Source organism: Rothia sp. HMSC069C03, assembly GCF_001811075.1.
Lineage (GTDB): Bacteria > Actinomycetota > Actinomycetes > Actinomycetales > Micrococcaceae > Rothia > Rothia mucilaginosa.
Genome location: NZ_KZ627135.1, coordinates 176,112 through 199,144, shown reverse-complemented (window position 1 = coordinate 199,144; position 23,033 = coordinate 176,112). Strand labels below are relative to the sequence as shown.

Genomic DNA, 23,033 nt, shown 5'->3' with positions numbered 1-23,033 from the left:
CCCAGCTTCTTGACACCCTTCAATCTGCACTCGAGGGTAAGGCTCACCCGCAAGGCTCTAAAATAGAACCTATGAGTACCACACCGATCCGTTTGATTCTTGCTTCTGCCTCCCCGGCGCGCCGCAAGCTCCTGGAAGATTCCCGCATCGCGTTCACGGTGCGCGTCTCCTCCGTAGATGAGGACGCCGCACTTGCCGCCGCTAACGAACAGGCACGCACCCAGGGTCGGAAAGGACTCACCCCGGCTGAGACCGCTTCCCTGCTGGCGCAGCTGAAAGCGCAGGCAGTTGCCGCCGAACTCGCCGCCGAGGGGGTGCGCGATGCGCTGGTTCTGGGCTGCGATTCGGTGTTCGAGTTTGACGGCATTGCCTACGGTAAACCGCACACTGCCGAGGCGGCACGCGAGCGCATCAGCGCAATGAGCGGCAACTACGGTGTGCTGCATACCGGTCACGCTCTAGTGGATTTGCGCGGTCTTGAACCGGGTGCCGAGCTATCCGCTACTTCTGAGCTGCCCACCGTTTCTGAGTTGCGCAGCGCTACCGTCCACTTTGATACGCTCAGCCCCGAAGAAATCGAGGCGTACATTGCTACCGGTGAGCCGCTCTGGGTAGCCGGTTCCTTTACCCTGGACGGTTACGGTTCGGCATTTATTCGCGGTATTGAGGGTGAGTTCCACACGGTGGTGGGCCTGTCCACCCACGCGCTACGCGATATGTTGCGCCGCCGCGAGGTTGCGGTGACCGAGCTGTGGCTGGCGCCCCAAAATGAAGATTAGATTCAGCGCAATCGTATAAATCTGTCTCAAAGCGTGCCCTGAAATACACATTATTGAACACCAATCGATAAGATAGAACAGTATGATGCGCGTTATATTCGCCAATCCTGCCGATGTATCCTTGGAGCAGGAGATTAAAGGAGAGCTTTAAGTGACTCAGCACCAGGCAGAAGCCGCCAAGAAATTTACTGCAGTCCCCGGCCGTCACACCGGCCCGGTCAGCAAGATTCTGATCGCTAACCGCGGCGAAATTGCTGTCCGCGTGATTCGTGCAGCCCGCGATGAGGGTCTGCAGACCGTCGCTGTCTACGCTGACCCCGACCGCGACTCCCAGCACGTGAAGCTCGCCGATGAAGCCTACGCTCTCGGCGGCGCCACCGCGGCACAGTCCTACCTGGTCATGGACAAGCTCATTGAAATCGCTCGCCGCTCCGGTGCTGACGCTGTGCACCCCGGCTACGGTTTCCTTTCTGAGAACGCACAGTTCGCGCAGAAGTGCATTGACGCTGGCTTGACCTGGATTGGCCCCTCCCCCGAGTCCATTACCCAGCTGGGCGATAAGGTGGCGGCACGCCACATCGCGCAGAAGGTGGGCGCTCCCCTGGTGCCCGGCACCAAGGACCCGGTCAAGTCCGCCGATGAGGTTGTTGCCTTCGCGGATGAGCACGGTCTGCCCATCGCGGTGAAGGCCGCATTTGGTGGCGGTGGCCGCGGCATTAAGGTGGCGCGTGACCGCGAGAGCATTGTTGAGATGTACGAGTCCGCTGTTCGTGAGGCTACCGCGGCGTTCGGTCGCGGTGAGTGCTTCATCGAGCGTTTCCTGGATTCGCCCCGCCACGTTGAGACCCAGTGCTTGGCGGATGCACACGGCAACGTTGTGGTGGTTTCCACCCGTGACTGCTCTCTGCAGCGCCGTAACCAGAAGCTCGTTGAGGAGGCACCCGCCCCCTACCTGAGCGATGAGCAGAACGAGCGCCTGTACGAGGCGTCCCGCGCGATTCTGCGCGAGGCTGGCTACCAGGGTGCCGGCACCTGTGAGTTCCTGGTCGGTACCGACGGCACTATCTCCTTCCTTGAGGTCAACACTCGACTGCAGGTGGAGCACCCCGTCTCCGAGGAGATTTCCGGTCTGGACCTGGTTCGTGAGCAGTTCCGTATTGCCCGCGGCGAGAAGATTGAGGAGAAGGACCCGGTTCTGCGCGGTCACTCCTTCGAGTTCCGTATTAATGGTGAGGATGCGGGCCGTTCCTTTATGCCTGCCCCCGGCACGATCGAGAAGATGACCGTGCCCACCGGCCCTGGCGTGCGCTGGGATTCCGGCTTCGTGGCTGGCGACGTTATCGGTGGTAACTTCGACTCCATGCTGGCTAAGCTCATTGTTACCGGCGCGGATCGTGAGCAGGCTCTGCAGCGTGCCCGCCGGGCCCTGGCTGAGCTGACCATTGAGGGTATGCCCACCGTCATTCCGTTCCACCGCGTCGTGCTGGATGATCCCGCCTTCGCGCCGGCTGAGGGCGGCGAGTTCAAGGTGCACACCCGCTGGATTGAGACCGAGTTCAACAACACTATCCCCATGTACTCCGGTGCGCCCGGCAGCGTGGACTCCGATGAGGACGAGCGCACCACCGTGGTTGTTGAGGTTAACGGCAAGCGCATGGAGGTGTCTCTGCCCGATCTGGGCGGTGGCGCGAAGCCTGCCGCTAAGCCCGCCGCCAAGACCCGCAAGTCCCGTTCGGCACGTAGCGCGGCAAAGGGTGGCGGCGACGAGCTGACCAGCCCCATGCAGGGCACCATCGTGAAGGTGGCAGCTTCTGATGGCGACACCGTCGCTGAGGGCGACCTGATTCTGGTGCTGGAGGCGATGAAGATGGAGCAGCCCATTACCGCGCACAAGGCGGGTAAGGTTTCGGGACTGTCGGCTAAGGCCGGCGATACCGTCACCTCCGGTGCGGTGCTGGCGACCATCAAGTAACGTTTCGCTCGATTCTGAGGTCTCGCGACTGCGAGCGCTATAGGCGATAGGAATCCCCCGGAAGGGTATGAGGTAATGTCTTGTATCTTTCCGGGGGATTTTCCATGTCCGCTCTTATCTGTTTCTGTGGGGTTTGAGCGGCCCACCTATTGCGATTACGTCCAGATAGTGGCTGTATTTGTTGGGTCTTTTCTGAACAGAGTTATAATGTTGCACTTTAGAGGAGCCTTTCAGATTCCTACGCCCACCGCACCCACCCGGTGCGGTCACGGCACCCGATACGCGCCTACGGCACACCCGCCTCACGCGCTGACCGGTAACGGACGCCCCGGCTCCACCTGTACACACAGTTCACCATTTCGGGAGTTTTCCTTATGAGCACCTCTGCACCCGACACGAAAGTGTCTGCTGCATCGGTGAAGAATACGACTCCTCGCAGTCGAGTTATTCTCGCCTCGCTCGTTGGTACCACCATCGAGTTCTACGATTTCTACATTTACGCCACCGCAGCAGTGGCTGTGTTCCCCGTGCTGTTCTTCCCTGCGAAGGACGCAACCACCGAGCTTCTGGCTTCCTTCGCGACCTTCGGCGTCGCCTTCATCGCCCGTCCTCTCGGTTCCATAATCTTCGGTCACTTCGGTGACAAGATCGGTCGTAAAGCAACCCTCGTTGGTGCGCTACTGACCATGGGTCTGGCGACCTTCATCATCGGCCTGCTGCCCACCTACCACCAGATTGGTCTGTGGGCGCCGACCATGCTGACCATTATGCGTTTCTGCCAGGGCCTGGGTCTGGGCGGCGAATGGTCCGGCGCGGCACTGCTTGCCAGCGAATACGCTGAGGAAGGTAAGCGTGCACGCGCCGCCATGTGGCCTCAACTCGGTGCGCCCATCGGCTTCGTCTTCGCCAACGGCTTCATGCTGCTGCTGACCAGCTGGATTTCCTTCAACTCCGCAACCGACGGCAAGAACCTTGATCACCCCTTCCTCATCTGGGGTTGGCGTATTCCGTTCCTGCTGTCCATCGTGATGGTCGCCGTTGGCCTGTACGTTCGTTTCAAGCTGGAGGAGACCCCCGTCTTCGCCAAGGCTGCCGCTAACAACGAGAAGGTTAAGACCCCGCTCGTTGAGGCGTTCAAGGTCGCCTGGTGGCCCATGATTCAGGGTACCTTCATCATGGTGGCGTGCTACGTGCTGTTCTACCTGATGACCGCGTGGGTTCTCTCCTACGGTATCGGCAAGGCCGATAAGGGCGGTCTGGCTATCCCCTACCGCGAGTTCCTGATTATTCAGCTGATCTCCATTACTGGCTTCGCGATCTTCATCCCGATTTCGGGTTGGCTGGCTGATAAGTACGGCCGCCGCACCCAGCAGTTGTGGACCACCGTCGCGATGGCGGTCTTCGGTCTGTCCTTCGGTCTGTTCATCTCCCCCTCCGTTGTTGGTACCGGTGAGAACGCAAACGCCGCAGTGGTTACCCTCTTCATCTTTATCGGTATGTGCCTGATGGGTCTGTCCTTCGGTTCCATGTCCGCGTACCTGCCGGAGCTGTACCCCACCAATGTGCGTTACACCGCCAGCGGTATCGCCTACAACGTGGCGTCCATCCTCGGTGCAGCGCTGACCCCGTTTGTGGCTGTTTGGCTGAACACCTCCTACGGTGTGGGTGCCGTGGGCGGCTACCTGGCGTTCGCCTCGATCCTGAGCGTTGTCTTCATCCTGCTCACTCACGAGACCCGTGACGTGGACATGAACGCTGTCAGCACCACGAAGTAAAGCTTCGAGTAGCTAACGCGTCTCTACGGCAAAGCGGTGGGGGTCGCCTCCTGAATCTAAGGGATTCAGGAGGCGACCCCCACCGCTTTTATACTGTTCCGGGATGCTGCGCCGGGCGGGGAAGGCCCGGCTCAGCACCTAAGAGGTTGACGCCTACAGACCGCGAGTGTGCAACTTGCGTGCCGCCTCAGCAATAGAGCCAGAGAGCGAGGGGTAGACCGTGAAAGTATCCGCCAGATCATCCACCGCAAGCTTCTTCTCCACCGCCAGGGCAATGGGGTAAATCAGCTCTGAAGCACGCTGGCCAACCACCACGCCACCAATGACGGTGCCGGAGTGACGGCGAGCAAAAATCTTCACGAAGCCATCGCGCATCGCCATCATCTTCGCGCGCGGGTTGGTACTCAACTGCAGGGTCACCGCATCGCCACGGTAGGCGCCCTCAGCAAGATCTTTCTCGCTCACACCCACGGTCGCAATCTCCGGGGAGGTGAAGATGTTCGCGGCAACCTTATCGGTGCGCAGCGGGCGCACCGCATCACCGAGGATGTGCGCCATAGCGATACGGCCCTGCATCGCAGCCACGGAAGCCAGCGGGTACACGCCCGTGCAGTCACCGGCGGCGTAAATGCTGTTCACGCTCGTGCGGGACACGCCGTCCACCTTAATATGGCCGCTCGGGGTCTGCTCAACACCGATGTCTTCCAGACCCAAATCTTCAGTGTTCGGAATCGAACCAATAGCAACCAGACAGTGAGTGCCAGAAACCTTACGACCATCCGACAGGGTCACGATAACGCCGGAGCCATCCTCAGTACGCTCAACAGCAGCCGCACGGGAACGCGGCATCACTCGCACACCGCGACGCTCAAAGACGTCCTCCAGCACGCGAGCTGCGTCCTCGTCCTCACCGGGAAGCACACGGTCACGCGAAGACACCAGAGTCACCTTAGAACCCAGACCGTTATACGCCGACGCGAACTCGGCACCGGTCACACCCGAACCAATCACAATCAGTTCCTCGGGAACCTCGGAGAGGTTGTACAGCTGAGTCCAGGTCAGGATGCGCTCGCCATCAGGCATACCGGTCGCCATTTCACGCGGATGCGTACCCACCGACAACAGCACAAAGTCCGCGTGCAGGGGGTAGACCAGGCCCGCCTCATCAGTCACCTGCACGGTGTGGCGGTCAAGGAGCTTACCGGTACCGTGAATAATCTTCACGCCTGCAGAAGCCAGGGCACGCTTAATGTCGGCAGACTGTTGCTGGGCCAGGTCACGGACTCGGCGGTTCACGCGGTCCATATCAACACGCAACTGGGGTGCCTTACCCTTCGTGTTTTCAATGCCCAGGCTACCCGCCTCGGAGAAGCGGGTCATCATATCCGCCGTAGCAATCAGGGTTTTAGAGGGCACAACGTCAGTCAGAACGGCGGAGCCACCAATGGCATTGCGTTCGATCAGAGTCACGTCCGCGTTGGATGCGGCAGCCACCATCGCCGCCTCGTAGCCGCCGGGGCCACCACCAATAATTACAATTCGCTGAGATGCATAGTTCACCGTTGAAGTCATGCCTTAATTGTGAGCTATGCCGCCCCTACGGGGCAAACGCACTCGCCGTGCAGATATGCCATATTGTGGCAACCTGCACGGCGAGCATTCTCTTGGGGTGCCGGCTAAACAGGGCGCTCCCCTGTTCTTCCAGCCTATACCCTATTCTTCTAACCTCTACTCCTCGAGAGCCTGCGGTTTCTCGGCATAAATCGAGTTGATGAACTTCTCAGCCCACTGCAGCATCGCGCCGTCCACCAGGTCCTTACCGCCCACCGGCATGGTCTTCGGGCGCGGAACCAGCGTCAGCCAGGTGTCCATACCCTTCGGCTGGGCGTGCGTGGAGCCAGGGTACACGCGCTTCAGGCGCATCTGGCGGGACTCCGGCAGCGGCATAGCGGTTACCACGCGAACCTTCGGACCCAACACCACCAGCTCATGAATACCGGCGGCACGAGCGTGCATACGCACCGTCGCCACGGCAAGCAGGTTCTCTACCGCCTCCGGCAGCTCGCCGTAACGGTCGACCAGTTCCTCACGAGCCTCCGCGATCTTCTCTTCAGTATCGGCGGCAGCAATCTGACGGTATGCCTGCAAGCGCAGACGCTCAGAATCAATGTAGGTGTGCAGAATATGCGCGTTGACGGGCAGGTCAATCTTCGTCTCGACCTCGCGCTCTTCCTTCTCGCCGCGGTAGTTTGCGACCGCCTCGCCGACCAGGCGCAGGTACAGGTCAAAACCGACACCGGCAATATGGCCGGACTGCTCGCCGCCGAGCAGGTTGCCGGCACCGCGAATCTCCAGGTCCTTCATGGCGAGCTGCAGGCCCGCACCCAGCTCGTTATGCGTTGCCACAGCCTTCAGACGCTCGTGCGCAATCTCGCCGAGAGTCTTATCCACCGGGTACAGGAAGTAGGCGTAGGCGCGCTCGCGGCCACGACCCACGCGTCCACGCAGCTGGTGTAGCTGGCTCAGACCGTAGTTCTGGGCGTGGTCGACAATGAGGGTGTTCGCGTTCGAAATATCCAGGCCGGTCTCCACAATGGTGGTGCACACCAGCACGTCAAAGCGGCGCTCCCAGAAGTCTACAATAATCTGTTCCAGGCGCGATTCACTCATGCGGCCGTGGGCGGTGGCGATGCGCGCCTCCGGCACGAGCTTGCCGATTTCCGCGGCAACATCGTCGATGTCAGCCACGCGGTTGTGCACGAAAAACACCTGTCCTTCACGCATGAGCTCGCGGCGGATTGCGGCGGTAATCTGACTGTCGGTTCGCGGACCGACGAAGGTCAGCACGGGGTGGCGTTCCTCCGGCGCGGTGGCAAGGGTGGAGGTCTCGCGAATACCGGTTAGCGACATTTCCAGGGTGCGCGGAATGGGGGTTGCACTCATGGCGAGCACGTCCACGTTGGTGCGCATCTGCTTGAGCTTTTCCTTGTGCTCCACGCCAAAGCGCTGTTCCTCGTCAATGATGACCAGGCCCAGGTCCTTGAATACCACGCTGTCCGAGAGAATGCGGTGGGTACCAATCACCACGTCCACCGCGCCGGATGCGATTTCTTCGGTAATCTGGCGGGTTTCTTTCGCCTTCTGGAAGCGGGATAGCACGCGAATCTTCACGGGGAATCCCGAGAAGCGCTCGCTGAACGTCTCGTAGTGCTGCTGTGCCAGCAGGGTCGTGGGTACGAGCACGGCAACCTGTTTGCCGTCCTGCACCGCCTTGAATGCGGCACGTACGGCGACCTCAGTTTTGCCGAAGCCCACATCACCAGAGATGAGACGGTCCATGGGGATTTCTTTCTCCATGTCCTCCTTTACCTCGTGGATGGCGGTGAGCTGGTCAGGAGTCTCGTTGTAGGGGAAGGACTCTTCCAGCTCTCGCTGCCAGGGGGTATCTGCGGTGAAGGCGTGACCGCGCGATGCCTGGCGTGCCGAATAGAGTTTCACCAGGTCGGCGGCGATTTCCTTGACTGCCTTGCGAGCGCGGGATTTGGTCTTAGCCCAGTCGCTACCGCCCATCTTGGACAGGCTCGGGTTCTCGCCACCCACGTAGTTGGAGATCAGGTCCAGCTGGTCGGAGGGCACGAAGAGGCGGTCGGGCGCGCCACCGCGCTTGGCGGGGGCGTACTCGATGACCAGGTATTCCTTCATGGGCTGTACGCCGTTGACCGGGGATGCACCAGCCACCGGGCGGGAGGTCATCTCGACGAACCTGCCGATGCCGTGACGCTCGTGCACCACGTAGTCACCGGGGTTCAGCGCGAGCGGGTCAACTGCGTTGCGGCGGCGGCGTGTCTTGAATTTCTGTCCGGCGGCGCCTCGGGGTGCGTAGGTGCCACGGCGGCCGAGCAGTTCGGCTTCGGTGAAGACGGCGAGCTTCGCCTCCTCGATGAGGAAGCCTGCGGAGGCGGGTGCCTCGCAGACCTCGACGATGCCGTGTTCGAGGTCCCCGGCGGGGTCGGCTTCGAGGCTGGTTCGGCGGGCTGCGGGTACAGCGGGTGCCCCTTCGCCGGAGTGGAAGAGGTCGATGAGGCGGTCGGTGGAGCCGCGGCCGTTGGTGAGGGCTAGGACGGTCCACTGTTGGCGGATGAGATCGCCGACCTGGCTGAGCATGCGTTCGACGGAACCGTTGAATGCAGTTGCGGGGGTGGCGTTGACGGTGTAGGTGTCGATTCCGTCTTCGATGGCGTCGGCGATGGTCTGGTTCTGGAGTGCCCCGGCGGCGTCTTCGAGTAGGTCTGCGTCGGTGACGAGTTCGGTGATTTCCCACCAGCTGAGCTTGGCTTCGAGCACCTGTGCGGTGGTTTGGTCGATGGTGCGGAATCCGCTGTCGCTCATGCGGAGCTGGCCGAGGTCGATGGGTGCTACTGCGTTGGCTTCTGCGGAGGTGTCCCATGCTGCGGCGAGGAATTCTTCGTTGGTTGCGACGAGGTCTTCGGCGCGGGCGCGCACACGCTCGGGTTCGACGTTAATGATCATGGACCCTGCCGGCAGTAGCTCGGTAAGGGTATTCATGGATTCGATGAGCAGCGGGGTGAGCGATTCCATGCCTTCGACATAGATTCCACCAGCAATCTTTTCGAGCATGGCTGCGGCTGCCGGGTAGTCGGCTTTCAGGCGGGCGGCACGGCTCATGACCTCGGAGGTGATGAGCAGTTCGCGGCAGGGCAGCAGGGTGAGTTCAGTGAGCTCTTCTCCCCCGCTGAGGGTGCGCTGGTCGGCGACAGAGAAGTGGCGCATTTCGTCGAGTTCGTCACCGAAGAATTCGAGGCGGACGGGGGTGGTTGCGGTGGGTGGGAAGACGTCGATGATGCCGCCGCGTACGGCGTATTCGCCGCGCTTGGCAACCAGGTCTACGCGGGAGTATGCGGCGTCGTTGAGGCCTCGCACTACGTCTTTGAAGGGGTATTCTTCGCCGCGAACCAGGTGTACGGGTTCAAGTTTTTCGATGCCGGTAACGATGGGCTGGATGACAGCGCGCACGGGTGCGATGACGACTTGGGGGCGTTTGGCCGCTTCCCCGGTCATGGCGCGTAGTACCTGCAGGCGGCGGCCTACGGTGTCGGAACGCGGTGAGAGGCGTTCGTGGGGCAGGGTTTCCCAGGCGGGGAAGAGCGCAATGTCGGCGGCGGGCAAGTAGGAGCACAGGGCTGCGGCGAGGTCTTCTGCTTGGCGGTCGGTGGGTGCGACGATGAGGCTGAGCGCTTCGGGGGTGGTTGCGCGTACGGCGGCGGAGATGTCGGCAATGAGCGCGGCGTGTGTTCCTCCGACGGTGCCGATGAGGGTGCGTGCGCTACGTTCAGTGGGGTGTACGGAGGCGGCGGTTCGGATTGCGGCCCAGCTGCTGAGTTGGTTGAGGGTTTTCAGGAGGGGGTGCAGGGGCGCTTCGATGGGCTGTGCGGTAGCTTTTCGGGTGGTGCTCACGGGTTCTCCTGAATCTGCTGTCCTCGGTTCCGGCGGTTTGGCTGGTGGAGGGTGTCGACGGGTGGTCGGTGTGAGGTGGTGTCGGGTGGGGTGCCCGAGTGTTTTATTTTGAGGAATTTTATGTGCACTTTTTGGTGATGTGCGCGGCTTTTCTATTGTAGGTCTACTCTGCTTTTTGTGGCATTTTTCTTTCGTGGGCTTCTTTGGCCGCAGATATAGCTTTTTGCACCCGATTGTCGCTTTCATTGGCGATATATGAGTATGGTTTTCTTCTGTGTCATTTCTTGTACCACAACACCGATTCTACAGGATGCAAATCACACTCCCATCCGCATTTTTACACTTTGTGCACCATTATTTTCACAGCTTAATCCTGTAACCTAATCAATAACACTTACGGAAAAACCGCACCGTATCTTCCTTCCGGAATCTGAAATACCTTAAATACCAGCCTCAAGGTTTTCAGTTTTTACGACAGCTTTTCTAGTGCAATAATTCACCGTTTCTTTCGATGTTTCTTCCGGAACGTCGCATCAGAAAGACACAAATGACAACCACATACACGAACAATCCCATTGAAAAGCCCCATGCCCATTCATGGTCTGCTAAGAAGTGGGCTGCTTTCGCACTCGCTTTTGGTACTGCTTTTACTGCGGCACCGCTTACTCCTACTACTCCCGCTTCGGCTGCTACCGGCACCCATGATGGTTCCAGTAGCGATAAGGCGGCTGCTTCCTGCTACGAGGTCAAGCAGGTTAATCCTTCCGCCTCTTCTGGCACTTATTGGCTGTACACTCCGCAGATGAGTGGCCCGGCACAGTTCCACTGCGACCAGGAAACTAATGGCGGCGGCTGGGTCATGATTGGCCGCGGTCGTGAGGGCTGGACCGAATCCTACAATGGCACCGGCGACCCGAATCAGCTGCACCAGAACCCCACCGGACCTTCCGCTTTTACCCCGGTCCAGCTTCCCGCAAACACTGTCGATGCGCTACTGAACGGCATTAAGCCTCAGGATCTTCCCGACGACATGCGTCTGCACCGTGTTCACAATGCGAGGGGCACCCAGTGGCAGAACGTTTACGTTCAGCGTCCTCAGACTGAGCAGTGGACCTGGGCGATGAGCTACGGTCAGCGTTGGGGCACCGTGAAGTTCACCGGTGCCGGCATTAACCGCACCGCTCATATGGGCGGTTCTCCCTCGGAAATGGCTCCGGGTATTACCACTAGCTCGGTTCGTTTCTTCGCGAACCCGAACCAGGGCTACCAGATTGGTTTTGCGTACGGTTCACTGGTGAACTTCGGTAATGATCGTGCCGATTCTTATATTTATAAGAAGCGCGGTTCTGCCGGTTATTCGATTCCGTTCACCCAGGTGTTCCTGCGTCCGAAGCTGACTCAGCGTGACTTGAATTTCTCGCAGATTGGTTCTGGCTCTGCCGCCAGCAGCCGTCGTGCTCTGCCCAATAGCTACACGATGCCCGTTCGTTGGCGTACCAGTGAGCAGACTGGCACCGGCAAGAAGAACGAGATGAACACCTACGTTCAGACTATTACTCAGGTGGGCGATACTGTCTTCACCGGTGGCGACTTCAAGTATGTTGAATCTGCTGGCGGCGAGCGCATTGATCAGTCGTACCTGGCTGGCTACAACGTGGATTCGGGTGAGCCGGTTCGTTCCTTCCGCCCGACTTTCAACGGTCAGATTAAGGCCCTGGAGGCTCTGCCGAATAACCGTCTGGCAGTTGGTGGCGAGTTCACCGAGGTTAATGGCGAGAAGGTTAACCACTTCGTCATTCTGGATGCGACCACCGGTCAGATTGACCGCACGTGGGATGTTCAGGTTCAGCGCCGTAATGGTGCTGCCACGCAGGTGAAGACTCTGCTGGTTCAGGATGGTTACCTCTACATTGGCGGTAACTTCACCCATGTGAAGGGCAATACTTCTAAGGCGCACGCTTACTCGCGTGGTGCCGCTCGTATTAAGCTTTCGAACGGTGCGGTGGATTGGAATTGGCGCCCGAACTTCAACGGTACGGTCAACGGCATTACTGCTGCCTCCGATAATTCCACTGTTCACGCTGCGGGTTACTTCACTGAGCTGAATAACCAGCGTGCTTTCCGCCTGGCTGCTCTGAACGGCTCGGATGCTTCGAACATTAAGTGGGAGTGGGAGCCTTCGCTGAAGCTGAACATTACTGACCGTATTGTGTACGCGTTCCAGTTCGATGTTCAGGATGCTGGCTCGACCGTGTGGACTGCCGGTGCTGACCACCTGATTTCTAACTATTCGAAGAATGGTTACGGCCGTATCTCCACCGCGATTTCTAAGTACGGTGGCGATTGGCAGGATCTGCACCTGAGCGGTGATACCATTTACGGTGCGTGCCACTGCGGTGACGTGCTCTTCGAGGGCTCTACCGGTTACCACACCTACTGGAAGGAGTCGAAGGCGGTTCACCGTATGCGCCTGGTCGCAGCGTTCGATAAGGACAGCGGCGAGGTTGTTGGCGAGTTCAGCCCGGTTCTGAAGGGTGCTAGTGGCTTTGGTGTGTGGGAGTCCTTCGTGGATTCTCGCGGCAACCTGTGGGTTGGTGGCGACATCAACCGTTCGCTGGGCGCTAATGGTGAGCAGCGTACTGTCGGTTTCGCTCGCTTTGCTCCTCGCGATGTGACCGCCCCGTCGATTCCGTCTAACCTGTCGGTTCAGCGTGATGGTTCGATGGATAAGCTGTCCTGGTCTGGCGTTCGCGAGAATGGTGCTCGCTACCAGGTGCTGCGTAATGACCGTGTGGTTGCTACCGTCTCTGGTACCAGCTACGAGGTTGAGCACACAGATGGTGCTCGCTACTACGTGCGTTCCATTGATGCTTCTGAGAATTTCTCGGCATCTACGGGAGCTGTTCAGGCTTAGGTCATTAGGTAATCTAGGTTTTTTCTACCGCTGCTTCGGGTTCTGCAGGGTTTGCAGGGTTCGGGGCAGGCGGTGGTACACCCGGGGTGCATGCCCCCCTAGTTTTGGTTTGGCTTGTGTGACCGGTTTGTTATTGTGTTGCTTCTGTAGCAGCTATGATGGGCTGGGATTCTTTTGTATTGGTCAGGTTGCTTCCTCCTTTCCGACACAGGCCGAATCTTTATCTGTGACACTTTTTCGCTATTGATACTGGTGGGAAGGTTTCACAGATTTTTTGACGTTCTGTTTCCGCTGAGTGTGCCGTTTTGCGCGGTATGATTCAGGGGTTCGCGGAACGTATTCATTCAATTTCCGATAACTACACTCACTGATTCCGGCAGCAGACATGCTGTTAGTACAGTTCATACAGGTACTCTTTGCACTGAGCCTAAGTCACTATGCTGTGACTTTGAGGCGGTTGTGTATGTGGGTCTTGTGCGGGCTGTGTGTTTCTGTCTTATGCCGGTTGAGGTCTCCAGGAGAGACAAATGAATTTTCTTCCGTTCATGCGTGGAGAGCGTTCGCAGGATTCTGTAGCCTCCGCTGCTGAGAGCTCTCGCGCATCTTCGCGTTCTGGCGCTCGCGCTTTGGGCGCGACTGCTGCTTCGTTCGCGATGGTTTTGGGTTCTTTGGGCCCTATTGCGACCGGCGCTCAGGCTGTTGATGCCCGTTATTACGATGGTTCTTCGAGCGAGCGAGCTGCGGCGAGCTGCTGGGAGGTCAAGCAGAATAACCCGCAGGCGAAGAGTGGTGCGTACTGGCTGTACACCACTGAGATGAGCGCTCCTGAGCAGTTCTATTGCGATCAGGAAACTGAAGGTGGCGGCTGGGTCATGATTGGCCGCGGTCGTGAGAGCTGGACTGAGAACTACTATGGTCGCGGTAAGGCCGAGCAGTTGTATCAGAACCCGACCGGTTTTGATGCTGTGCAGCTTCCTGCGAATAAGGTGGATGCTCTGCTGAATGGTAATCGCCCGCAGGATTTGGCGGATGGCGTGCGTTTCCACCGTTCGTTGAACGTTGGAGGAACTAAGTGGCAGGATCTCACTGCTAAGCGTGTGGCGAGCCCCCAGTGGTCCTGGTCTTTGCGTGCGAGGATGTACTGGTCGGATGTTACGATCAAGAACCCGTTCCCGTACACTCAATACAACTATTCTTCCCACGAGTCGCAGATGGGTCGTATCTTCTCCCATGATTCGTATGACTTCCGCGGCTTGTACTTTGTGGAGCAAGCCTCTCAGGGTTATAAGCAGGGCTTCTCGTACGGCGTGCATGCCCGTATTACTAGCTGGTTTACTGCGCACAAGATGAACAACCAGTCCTCGTACATTTACCGTCCGGCGAATGACTCGAATCCTCCTCTGGTGTTCACTCAGATGTTCTTGCGTCCGAAGGTGACTCAGAGCGATTTGGTAGCTAAGGGTCTGCGCGCCTACGGCCAGCAGGGTGCTGCGGCAAGTGACCGCCGTGCGTTGCCCAATAGCTACTCTGAGAAGTGGAAGTGGCGCACCAGTGCTGATACCGGTACCGGTAAGAACGGCGAGATGAACACCCAGGTTGAGGCTATCACAGAGGCTGGTGGCGCTGTCTTTACCGGTGGCGATTTCGCGTACGTTGAGTCGGCAAGCGGCGAGAAGGTCGAGCAGGCTTTCTTGGCGGGTTACGAGGTGGGTACCGGCGAACTGCGCCGTTCCTTCCGCCCGAAGATTAACGGTCAGGTGAAGTCTGTTGATGCTCTGCCGAACGGTCTGCTTGCTGTGGGCGGCTCCTTCAACCAGGTGAACGGTGAGTACTACAACGGTTTCGTGATTTTGGATCCGCAGACCGGTCAGGTAGCTAAGGACTGGGATATCCGCCCGGTGAGCCGTATTGCTTCTGTTCCGGTGCAGATTAAGACTCTGCATGTGCGTGATGGCTACCTGTACATTGGTGGCTCCTTCACTCACTTGAAGGGTCAGACCTCCCCCACTTATGCGTACGCTAGGAACCTGGCTCGTATTAAGTTGAGCAATGGTGAGGTGGACTGGAATTGGCGTCCGGTCTTTAACGGTACGGTCAATGGCGTGAGCGCTTCTGAGGGTAACACCGACGTTTATGTTGCAGGCTACTTCACTCAGCTCAATGGTGCTGAGGCTTTCCGTATTGCACACATGAAGTCGGGCTCTCAGAAGGGCGGCAATTGGAAGCACCAGCCTTCGCATATTCCTGAGAGCGCCCGCCTGAATGATCTGAAGAATGAGCGTCTGATGTGGGGCTTCCAGTTCGACGTTCAGGATGCAGGTTCTTCGGTGTGGCTTGGCGGTACTGAGCATATGATTAGCCGTTACGATAAGGCGACCATGCACCGCACTTACAGCGCGATTACTCGTGAGGGTGGCGATTTCCAGGATCTGCACCTGAACGGCAACACTATTTACGGTGCCTGCCACTGTGGTGATTACATCTACCAGAACTCCACTACCTGGGAGAAGGCTTGGGAGAGCGCAAAGGATGCCCAGACTATCCGTCTGGTAGCTGCGTTCGATAAGGACACCGGCCAGGTTCTGCCGGAGTTCGCACCGATTATGAACGGTGCGCATGGCTACGGCGTGTGGGAGTCTTTCGTGGATTCGACCGGCACTCTGTGGGTTGGTGGCGATATCCGTAAGTCGCTGGGTGCTAATGGTGTGCAGCAGACTATTGGTTTCGCTCGTTATACTCCTCGTGATGTGGCCCCTCCGGTTACTCCTAGCAACCTGAAGGTTACGACGAACGGTTCGAAGGATCAGCTGACCTGGTCTGATATTTCCGAGCGTAGGGTGAAGTACCAGGTTCTGCGCGATGATCGTCCTATTGCGACGGTTACGGGTACGAGCTATTCGGTGGATCACCGCGATGGCGCCCGCTATTATGTGCGTGCGGTAGATACTGCGGATAACTATTCGGCAAGTACCGAGGCTGTTCAGGCGGCATAACCCCTCATCAGGGCGATATCCACTTTTACGACAAAGATTTTTAGTGATGTTCGCCCTATTATCCCGGGTTGGTTTTATAACCAACCCGGGATTTTTCTGCACAAAGTGAATCTATTTCACTCATTTACATGAAGGTTCTTTCATTCGACGATATACATTTACCTTCAAGTTGGGCGCCAATAGAGCATTTTTTAGGTTCTATTCTCATAAGTTATAAAAACGTTATTTTTACGAGTCTAAGTATTCTCCCAGCTTTACATGTTAGCCTATAGGTGCCCTGCCACCGTGCAAGGTATTATCTTCCGGAATATAGTCATTCTCACTCCAACCACTAAAGAGGCTTCCTATGTCAGCATTTTTCAAGCAGTCATCCCAATCCCGCCTTTTGGGTACCCTGGGCACCGTTGCTGTATCTGCTCTAATTCTGAGCGGTTGCGCCACCGAGAACCCGAGCTCCGATAGTTCTTCTTCAGCTTCTGTATCTGCGAGCGCTTCTGCTCACGCTTCTTCTGCACAGTCTTCTAGCGCTTCTCCCCGTGTTTCCGATCAGGGCACTGCTGAGGCATCCCCTGAGGCTTCCTCCAACGCCTCCACCGAAGCTTCGGCTGAAGCAAAGACTGAGGCGACTTCCTCTGATGGTCAGAAGCTTGAAGAGGTTTACACCGGTTCTGAAGAGATGAAGAATGCTTCTTCTGTGGCCGTTGACAGCGAAGAGGTTAAGAAGACTACCGAGCTAGTCAATTCCTATGAAAATATTCTGACTAAGGTCAAGGCCGCTCCTTCTGCTGCTCCTTCCCCTGAGAACGCTGCTGAACCGACCAGCGATGAGGAAGCTGAGCGACAGAACGTTGAGCAGGCTCGCGCTGTTCTTGACGATGAGACGATTCGTTCTATCGAGGCAGTAGCCGTAGATTCCGCTGCGGCTGAGTTTGCTGTGCAGGCTTCCGAGTACGCTCTGGCTGGCTGGCACTATGAAGGTTCTTCCACTGTGGTGGACACTCCCCGTATGACTGAAACCCAGTACAAGGGTCAGCCCGCACGCATGCTGGAAGTATGCATGGACTCTTCTGCGGTGAAGATCTATGACGAGAATAATCAGCCTGTTAAGGATGACAATTCTCCGAAGCGTTCGCTCAATATTTATACCCTTGTTCAGGTTGATGGTCAGTGGAAGATTGCAACCCACGATTTCCCGAACAACGCCGACTGCTAGGGTTTAATAAAAAATGCCGGTTTCCAACTAAGATTCGTTGGAAACCGTGCATTGTCGTTCATAGCGTATTAATGTTGATGCGCACTTGATAACATTTCTTGGCATTCATTTGGAGATATTATGAAAGCCCACCTTGGCATGACGGGCTCCGGCTTTTCACGTTCTGCTATAACTCGCTCAACTCTTTGCTTGAGCATTGCTACGGCTTTGGCTTTGCCTTTGGCTATCCCCGCTATTACGCCGAGTACCGCTGTCGAACAGGCTGCGGAAAAAAGGGACTCTGCTTTCTACAACGGCACGACCTCTGAGCGTGCTGCCGCCAGCTGTTGGGAAGCCAAGCAGGCTGACCCCGAGGCAAAGAGCGGCGCCTATTGGCTGTACACTCCTTCGATGAGCCAGCCGACTCAGTTCTACTGCGATCAGGAAACTGATGGTGGCGGCTGGGTCAAGATTGGTGAGGGCCGCGACGGCTGGACTGAAAACTATGAAGGTCAGGGTGACACTTCACAGCTCTACAGCGATGCCGCACCCGCATCTTCCGGTATGACTCTTGAACAGGGCAAGGCGCTGAGCTCCTTGCCCGCTGCGAAGACCCCGATTCAGCTTTCGGGCACCACTATTTCTCAGCTGCTTAACGGTACTCGCCCCGATCAGCTGCCTGACGGCTACCGTTTCCGCCGTGCCTTGAACACTTCGGGCACCAAGTGGCAGGAGGCGACGGTGGAGCGCCGTCAGACCTCCGAGTGGACCTGGGCTCTGCGTTCGAACGCTGTCTGGTCTAACGCGGTCGTCACGAACCCTAGCGAGTTCTCTTCCTACGACGAGAATGGCCGCAGGGACTGGCTTAACGGCGAGTGGCAGGACCATATGCTGGGCGGCCAGAACTACGGCTTCAGGACGATGCTCTTTGAGGAAATGGCCTCGCAGGATTACCGTATGGGCTTCCGTTACGGTGCGAACGCTCCCATTTCGCAGGATGGCTCTGAGCCGGCGATGACCGACGCGCAGAACTCCTACATCTACGGCAAGGAAAGCAAAGGTGAAACCTCTTTCGGTTACACCCAGATGTTCCTGCGCCCGAAGCTGACCCAGAACGATTTGCATCTGGGCGCTATCCCGGATTCCGGTACTCAGGCGAGCGCTCGTCGTGCCCTGCCCAGTAGCCGTTCGGCGGATTGGCGCTGGCGCACCAGTGCTAAGACCGCCTCCGGTAAAACCGGCGAGATGAACACCTATGTTGAGGCCATCACCGAGGTCGATCACGGCAACGGCACCTCCAGTGTGTTCATCGGCGGCGACTTCGAGTACCTTGAGTCCTCTACCGGTGAGCATGTTGCGCAATCTAATATTGCTGCTTTTGACCCGGAAACCGGCGAGTTGCGCCGCGATTTCAAGCTGACTGTTGATGGTCAGGTGAAGGCTGTTGAGGCTCTGCCGAATAACCGTCTGGCGGTTGGCGGCACCTTTACCCTGGTTAACGGTAAGAAGCATGGGAGCTTCGTCGTTGTTGACGCTACGACCGGTGAAGTTGCCCCTGAATGGGCCCAGGTTAAAGTCGAAGATCGCATTCGTACCGAGGTCATGACGGTGAAGACCATTCACCGTCAGGGTGACTACGTGTATATTGGCGGCACCTTTACCCACATTTATGAAAGTGAAAAGGCGGGTGAGGCGTATTCGCGCAATATTGCCCGTTTTAAGTTGGGCGAGCCTTCTAACGGTGTGCCCGGTATTGTGAGTATAGACCGTAACTGGCGCCAGGTGTTCAACGGTACTGTCAACGGTATTAGCGCCTCCGCTGATAACTCTCATGTTTACGTAGCCGGTTACTTCACCTGGCTCAACGGCGGCCTTGCCTACCGCGTGGCTGATATTACTCAGCATATGCAGAAGGGCAGCCCGTGGGCGTACCAGCATTCTGAGATTCCTGCCGGCGCTAATGTCTCTGACCTGCGCAACGAAACCAAGATCTGGGGTTTCCAGTTCGACGTTCAGGATGCCGGTTCTGGTGTCTGGGTGGGCGGTACTGAGCACCTCATCTCTCGCTACGATAAGGCCTCCCTGAGCCCCACCTACACCGCGATTACCCGCGACGGTGGAGACTTCCAGGATCTGCATCTGCACGGCAACACCATTTACGGCGCCTGCCACTGCGGCGACTTCCTCTACCAGGATTCGCGTAACAAGCAGGCCCCCGTGGGCGGTTCGAGCGTGATTCACTCGGTCAAGCTGGTTGCTGCGTTCGATAAGGACAGCGGTAAGATGCTGCCGGAGTTCTCCCCCGCTATTAAGGGTGACCACGGCTTCGGTATCTGGGAGTCTTTCGTTGATTCGAAGGGCACCCTGTGGGTTGGTGGCGATATCCACCGTTCGCTGGGTGTTCACGGCACTCAGGATACCGTTGGTTTTGCGCGCTTTGAGGCTCGCGATGTGACTCCTCCGGCTACCCCGCAGAACCTGCAGGTTGAGCTGAAGGACGATAAGGACGTTCTAACCTGGGATGTTGTGCAGGATACCGGTAGTGTCCGCTACCAGATTCTGCGTGACGACCGCGTCATTGCAAGCACTTCGGGTACGAAGTTCGAGATTGACCACACCGATAACGCACGTTACTTTGTGCGTGCAGTGGACAGCTCGGATAACTACTCTGCATCCACTCCGGTTCAGGTAGCTCCGGTTCGCCCGACTCCTACCCCCACGGAGACCGCAACCGAGACTCCTACCGCTGACCCGACGGCAAGTGTGGATCCGACTGCAGCTGCTGACCCGACCGCGAGCGCTGACCCCAGTACTTCGGCAAGCGCTACCCCGAGTGCAGAAGCGACTACTGAGGCACCGAAGGTCCAGGATCCGGACCCGAAGGTTGAGGAGCCTAAGCCCGCCGATCCCAAGCCTGAGAATCCGAAGGAAGAAACTCCTAAGGACGATCAGAAGGACGAGGCCGCTAAGGACCAGATTGTTCTGCCCTACACGTCCGAGTGGAAGTACATGGTCTCCAGCAAGGCTCCTAACCGTAAGTACGGTTGGAAGTACAACTTCCACTTCAGCTTGGAAGATATCGCGCAGGAAGCATGGCAGACCGGCAAGACCCCGATTGGTGTCGGTACCGGTAACCTCAACACCTCCGTTAATGTTCCGCTCGTGCGTACCCGCCACAACATCTACGCCTACACCACCATCCAGCTCACTCGTGAGCAGGCGAGCCGCGACCTGGTGCTGACCACCTACGCGGATGACGCTATTGCGGTGGGTGTCAACGGTGAAGAGGTTGGTCGTTCCAACTTCGACACCAGGGGCAAGCTGTGGAATAGCGTGGTAGCTTCCAGCTCGGTAGATACCGCTGAGGCCCAGAAGACTCCGGTGACCTTCACGGTTCCGGCTTCTCAGCTGAAGGCTGGCGAGAACCTGATTGCTGTTGAGGTTCACCCGGCATTCACTCGACGCAATATTCTACCGAACGTGAGCTTCGATCTGCAGGCTACTTCCAAGGCACCGGTTGCTGAGCAGCCCGCCGAGAAGGAAGCCGACAAGGAGGCGGAGGCTCCCGCCGCAAACGAGGCTGAGCAGCCCGTGGTCGATAACGCGAACAACGCAGCAGCCGACCAGGGCGAGCGACGCGTCGCCAATAACGGAGTCGGAACCCGCGTTCCGATGCAGTCCCGAAGGAACTAATACCTTCTAGACAATCTCAGCTAAATGGGGTTTGATTTTCTGAACGATTCAGGAAATCAAACCCCATTTGCGTATGCTCCCCACTTTTCTGTGTTTTTTGCATCATTTATTCCCATTATTTGTGATTCTGTTATGTGTGTCTCTGCACAATGTTCAGAAATATTTTCTAAAGCCAGAATTCACAGGAACAAAGCGCCGATAACCCCGCCTAACAGCACGCCGAACCCACCTAATGAATCCCGCAAATCTGCACTAAAGCGCATTGTCAGAGGGTTTTTACGACACAATTATTGACCCTGACCACACCCACCCTGTCGCACTTTATCTCGTTGTAAAATATCTATATAGTGGTGTATGTGAAAAAGGGACCAACCACCTCTTTTTTCGCGTGCGGGACTTCCGGACTTTCTCGCAACCGCCCCGAAAGGGAGTAATTCACTCTCCTTCACTCCTCTCACCGATTAAAAAGGAATGTGCATGTCCACCTCTGAGGCACCTCACGCCCCGAACTCCGCGCCCGCATCGGGATTTGCCGCGAAGTTCTCCCACACCCTGCGCTCCCTTGAGGCAGCGCAGAAGCCCGGCATTGGCGTTCCCGCCTACACCCGCTGGGTCAACCGCCGAGTAGCACGCTACTTCGCTGCGGCAGCTGTCGCACTGGGCATCACTCCCAACGGCGTCACCGCAATTTCCGCTGCATGTTCTGCAGCTGGTCTCATCGTTCTGATTACCTGCCCGCCTAGCGTTGGTGTGGGTATCTGCGTTGCATTGCTTTTCGCTCTCGGTTACGGTCTGGATTCCGCTGACGGCCAGGTTGCTCGCGTGACCGGTGCGTCTTCTCCCGCCGGTGAGTGGCTCGACCACGTGGTCGACTCCATCCGTGTGCCCTCCGTGCACATGGCGACTCTACTCTCCTTCCTGCTGTACCCGGCACACTACTCTTTCACCGGTTCCAGCGCATTCAACGGCTGGATTATTGCTATGCCGATGATTTTCACCGCGCTGACCGCCGGTCACTTCATGAGCCAGATTCTGGCTGAGCAGCTGCGCAACAACCGCAAGACCGCGGCTCCTCCGACCGGTGGCCCCCTGCGTTCCTTCATCAACCTGCACATGGACGCTGGCACCCTCTGCTGGATCTACATTTTCGTTGGTTTCGGCCCCGTATTCGTCATCGTCTACGCGCTGCTTCTGCTGGCTAACGCCGCAACCGTTCTGCTGTCCATGCGTCGCAAGTACGTTAGCCTCGCGACCCCCGCTGAGTAAGGAGAAACCCAATGATGCACTTCACCTCTCGCACCCCCGCTGTTTCCGCCGTAATCGCAACCAACGGCAAGCGCCCCGAACTGCTGCGCGTGGCGGTCCGCTCCATCCTTGAGCAGAGCTACCGCGGTTTCGTTGAAGTTGTTGTCGTCTTTGATCGTGTTGAGCCCGACCGCCTCGAAGATATTGAGGTTAGCGAAAACCGTGCCCTGAAGATCGTCTCCAACACCCGCTCCGGCGGTCTGGCTGGCGGCCGCAACAGCGGCATTATTGCCTCCAGCGGCGAGATGATTGGCTTCTGCGATGACGACGACTACTGGATGCCGTCCAAGCTCACCCAGCAGGTCGCTCTCTGGCGTGAAAACCCCGAAGCAGCCGCTATCTCTTCGGGTATTACCGTCCGTTCCGGCGGTCAGGACATCGTGCGCCTGGCGCCCGAGCGCGCAACCTTCGCGGACTTCCTGCGTTCGCGCATTACCGAAATTCACCCCTCCGCCATGCTGTACTCCCGCGAGGACCTGCTCGGTGTTGACGGTGAGCCCGCTCGCATCGGCCTGGTCGATGAGGAGCTGCCCGCTGCCTACGGTGAAGACTACGACCTGCTGCTACGTGCAACCCGCCACGGCGATGTACTGAGCGTGCCCGAGCCGCTGATTCTGGTGCTCTGGGACCGCCCCTCCTTCTTCTCCGGCAAGTGGCAGTCCATGGTTGACGGCCTGAGCTACATTCTGCGTAAGTTCCCCGAATTTGAGCAGGATCCCAAGGGCCTGGCACGTATTGCCGGTCAGATTGCCTACGCTCAGGCTTCTCTGGGCAACAACAAGGAGGCGCGTGCTTACGCTCGTGCCGCTCTGCGCCGTGACCCCAAGCAGCTTCGTGCATGGGCGGCATATGTTGTGTCCACCGGTGTTATTAAGCCCGCTACTCTTCTTGATCTCGTCCAGAAGACCGGTCGAGGTCTCTAACCAGGTATCGCA

Annotated in this window: 11 protein-coding genes; 9 read left to right on the top strand and 2 right to left on the bottom strand. The window is 57.8% G+C overall.

Annotated features, from left to right (window positions below; translation table 11 throughout):
• Positions 1–71 precede the first annotated feature (71 nt).
• The 3 genes from HMPREF2779_RS02930 to HMPREF2779_RS02920 all read left to right on the top strand — a co-directional run bounded on the left by HMPREF2779_RS02930 (position 72) and on the right by HMPREF2779_RS02920 (position 4,526).
• The gene (locus HMPREF2779_RS02930; RefSeq protein ID WP_070686370.1) at positions 72–779 is read left to right on the top strand and encodes a Maf family protein; all 708 of its coding nucleotides are present in this window, start codon (positions 72–74) and stop codon (positions 777–779) included.
• 151 nt (positions 780–930) lie between these two features.
• The gene (locus HMPREF2779_RS02925; RefSeq protein WP_105360782.1) at positions 931–2,751 is read left to right on the top strand and encodes an acetyl/propionyl/methylcrotonyl-CoA carboxylase subunit alpha; all 1,821 of its coding nucleotides are present in this window, start codon (positions 931–933) and stop codon (positions 2,749–2,751) included.
• 374 nt (positions 2,752–3,125) lie between these two features.
• Positions 3,126–4,526: an MFS transporter gene (locus tag HMPREF2779_RS02920; RefSeq protein WP_070686366.1), complete on the top strand. Its 1,401-nt coding sequence runs from the start codon at positions 3,126–3,128 to the stop codon at positions 4,524–4,526.
• Positions 4,527–4,679: 153 nt separating this feature from the next.
• On the opposite strand, the gene HMPREF2779_RS02915 is transcribed toward HMPREF2779_RS02920, so the two are convergent.
• On the bottom strand, positions 4,680–6,098 hold the full coding sequence (locus HMPREF2779_RS02915) for an NAD(P)H-quinone dehydrogenase (protein ID WP_012903993.1): 1,419 nt from the start codon (positions 6,096–6,098) through the stop codon (positions 4,680–4,682).
• A gap of 156 nt (positions 6,099–6,254) precedes the next feature.
• Positions 6,255–10,001: a transcription-repair coupling factor gene (mfd, locus tag HMPREF2779_RS02910; RefSeq protein ID WP_105360781.1), complete on the bottom strand. Its 3,747-nt coding sequence runs from the start codon at positions 9,999–10,001 to the stop codon at positions 6,255–6,257.
• 547 nt (positions 10,002–10,548) lie between these two features.
• Between mfd and HMPREF2779_RS02905 the strand changes: the two genes are divergently transcribed.
• From HMPREF2779_RS02905 to HMPREF2779_RS02880, 6 genes are all read left to right on the top strand, one after another.
• Entirely contained in the window at positions 10,549–12,915 is a 2,367-nt protein-coding gene (locus tag HMPREF2779_RS02905) for a fibrinogen-like YCDxxxxGGGW domain-containing protein (RefSeq protein WP_105360780.1), read from the top strand.
• 527 nt (positions 12,916–13,442) lie between these two features.
• A complete protein-coding gene (locus HMPREF2779_RS02900) occupies positions 13,443–15,908 on the top strand; it encodes a fibrinogen-like YCDxxxxGGGW domain-containing protein (RefSeq protein ID WP_105360779.1) in 2,466 nt (821 codons plus the stop codon).
• 346 nt (positions 15,909–16,254) lie between these two features.
• Positions 16,255–17,121 (top strand): hypothetical protein, encoded by an 867-nt coding sequence (locus HMPREF2779_RS02895; protein WP_105360778.1) that lies wholly within the window; start codon positions 16,255–16,257, stop codon positions 17,119–17,121.
• 189 nt (positions 17,122–17,310) lie between these two features.
• Positions 17,311–20,793 carry a fibrinogen-like YCDxxxxGGGW domain-containing protein gene (locus tag HMPREF2779_RS02890; protein ID WP_233992226.1) on the top strand — a complete coding sequence of 1,161 codons (3,483 nt, stop codon included), beginning with the start codon at positions 17,311–17,313 and terminating at the stop codon, positions 20,791–20,793.
• A 477-nt stretch (positions 20,794–21,270) separates the two neighbouring features.
• Positions 21,271–22,059: a CDP-alcohol phosphatidyltransferase family protein gene (locus HMPREF2779_RS02885; RefSeq protein WP_070847254.1), complete on the top strand. Its 789-nt coding sequence runs from the start codon at positions 21,271–21,273 to the stop codon at positions 22,057–22,059.
• 11 nt (positions 22,060–22,070) lie between these two features.
• Positions 22,071–23,021 carry a glycosyltransferase family 2 protein gene (locus HMPREF2779_RS02880; protein ID WP_049355040.1) on the top strand — a complete coding sequence of 317 codons (951 nt, stop codon included), beginning with the start codon at positions 22,071–22,073 and terminating at the stop codon, positions 23,019–23,021.
• Positions 23,022–23,033 lie beyond the last annotated feature (12 nt).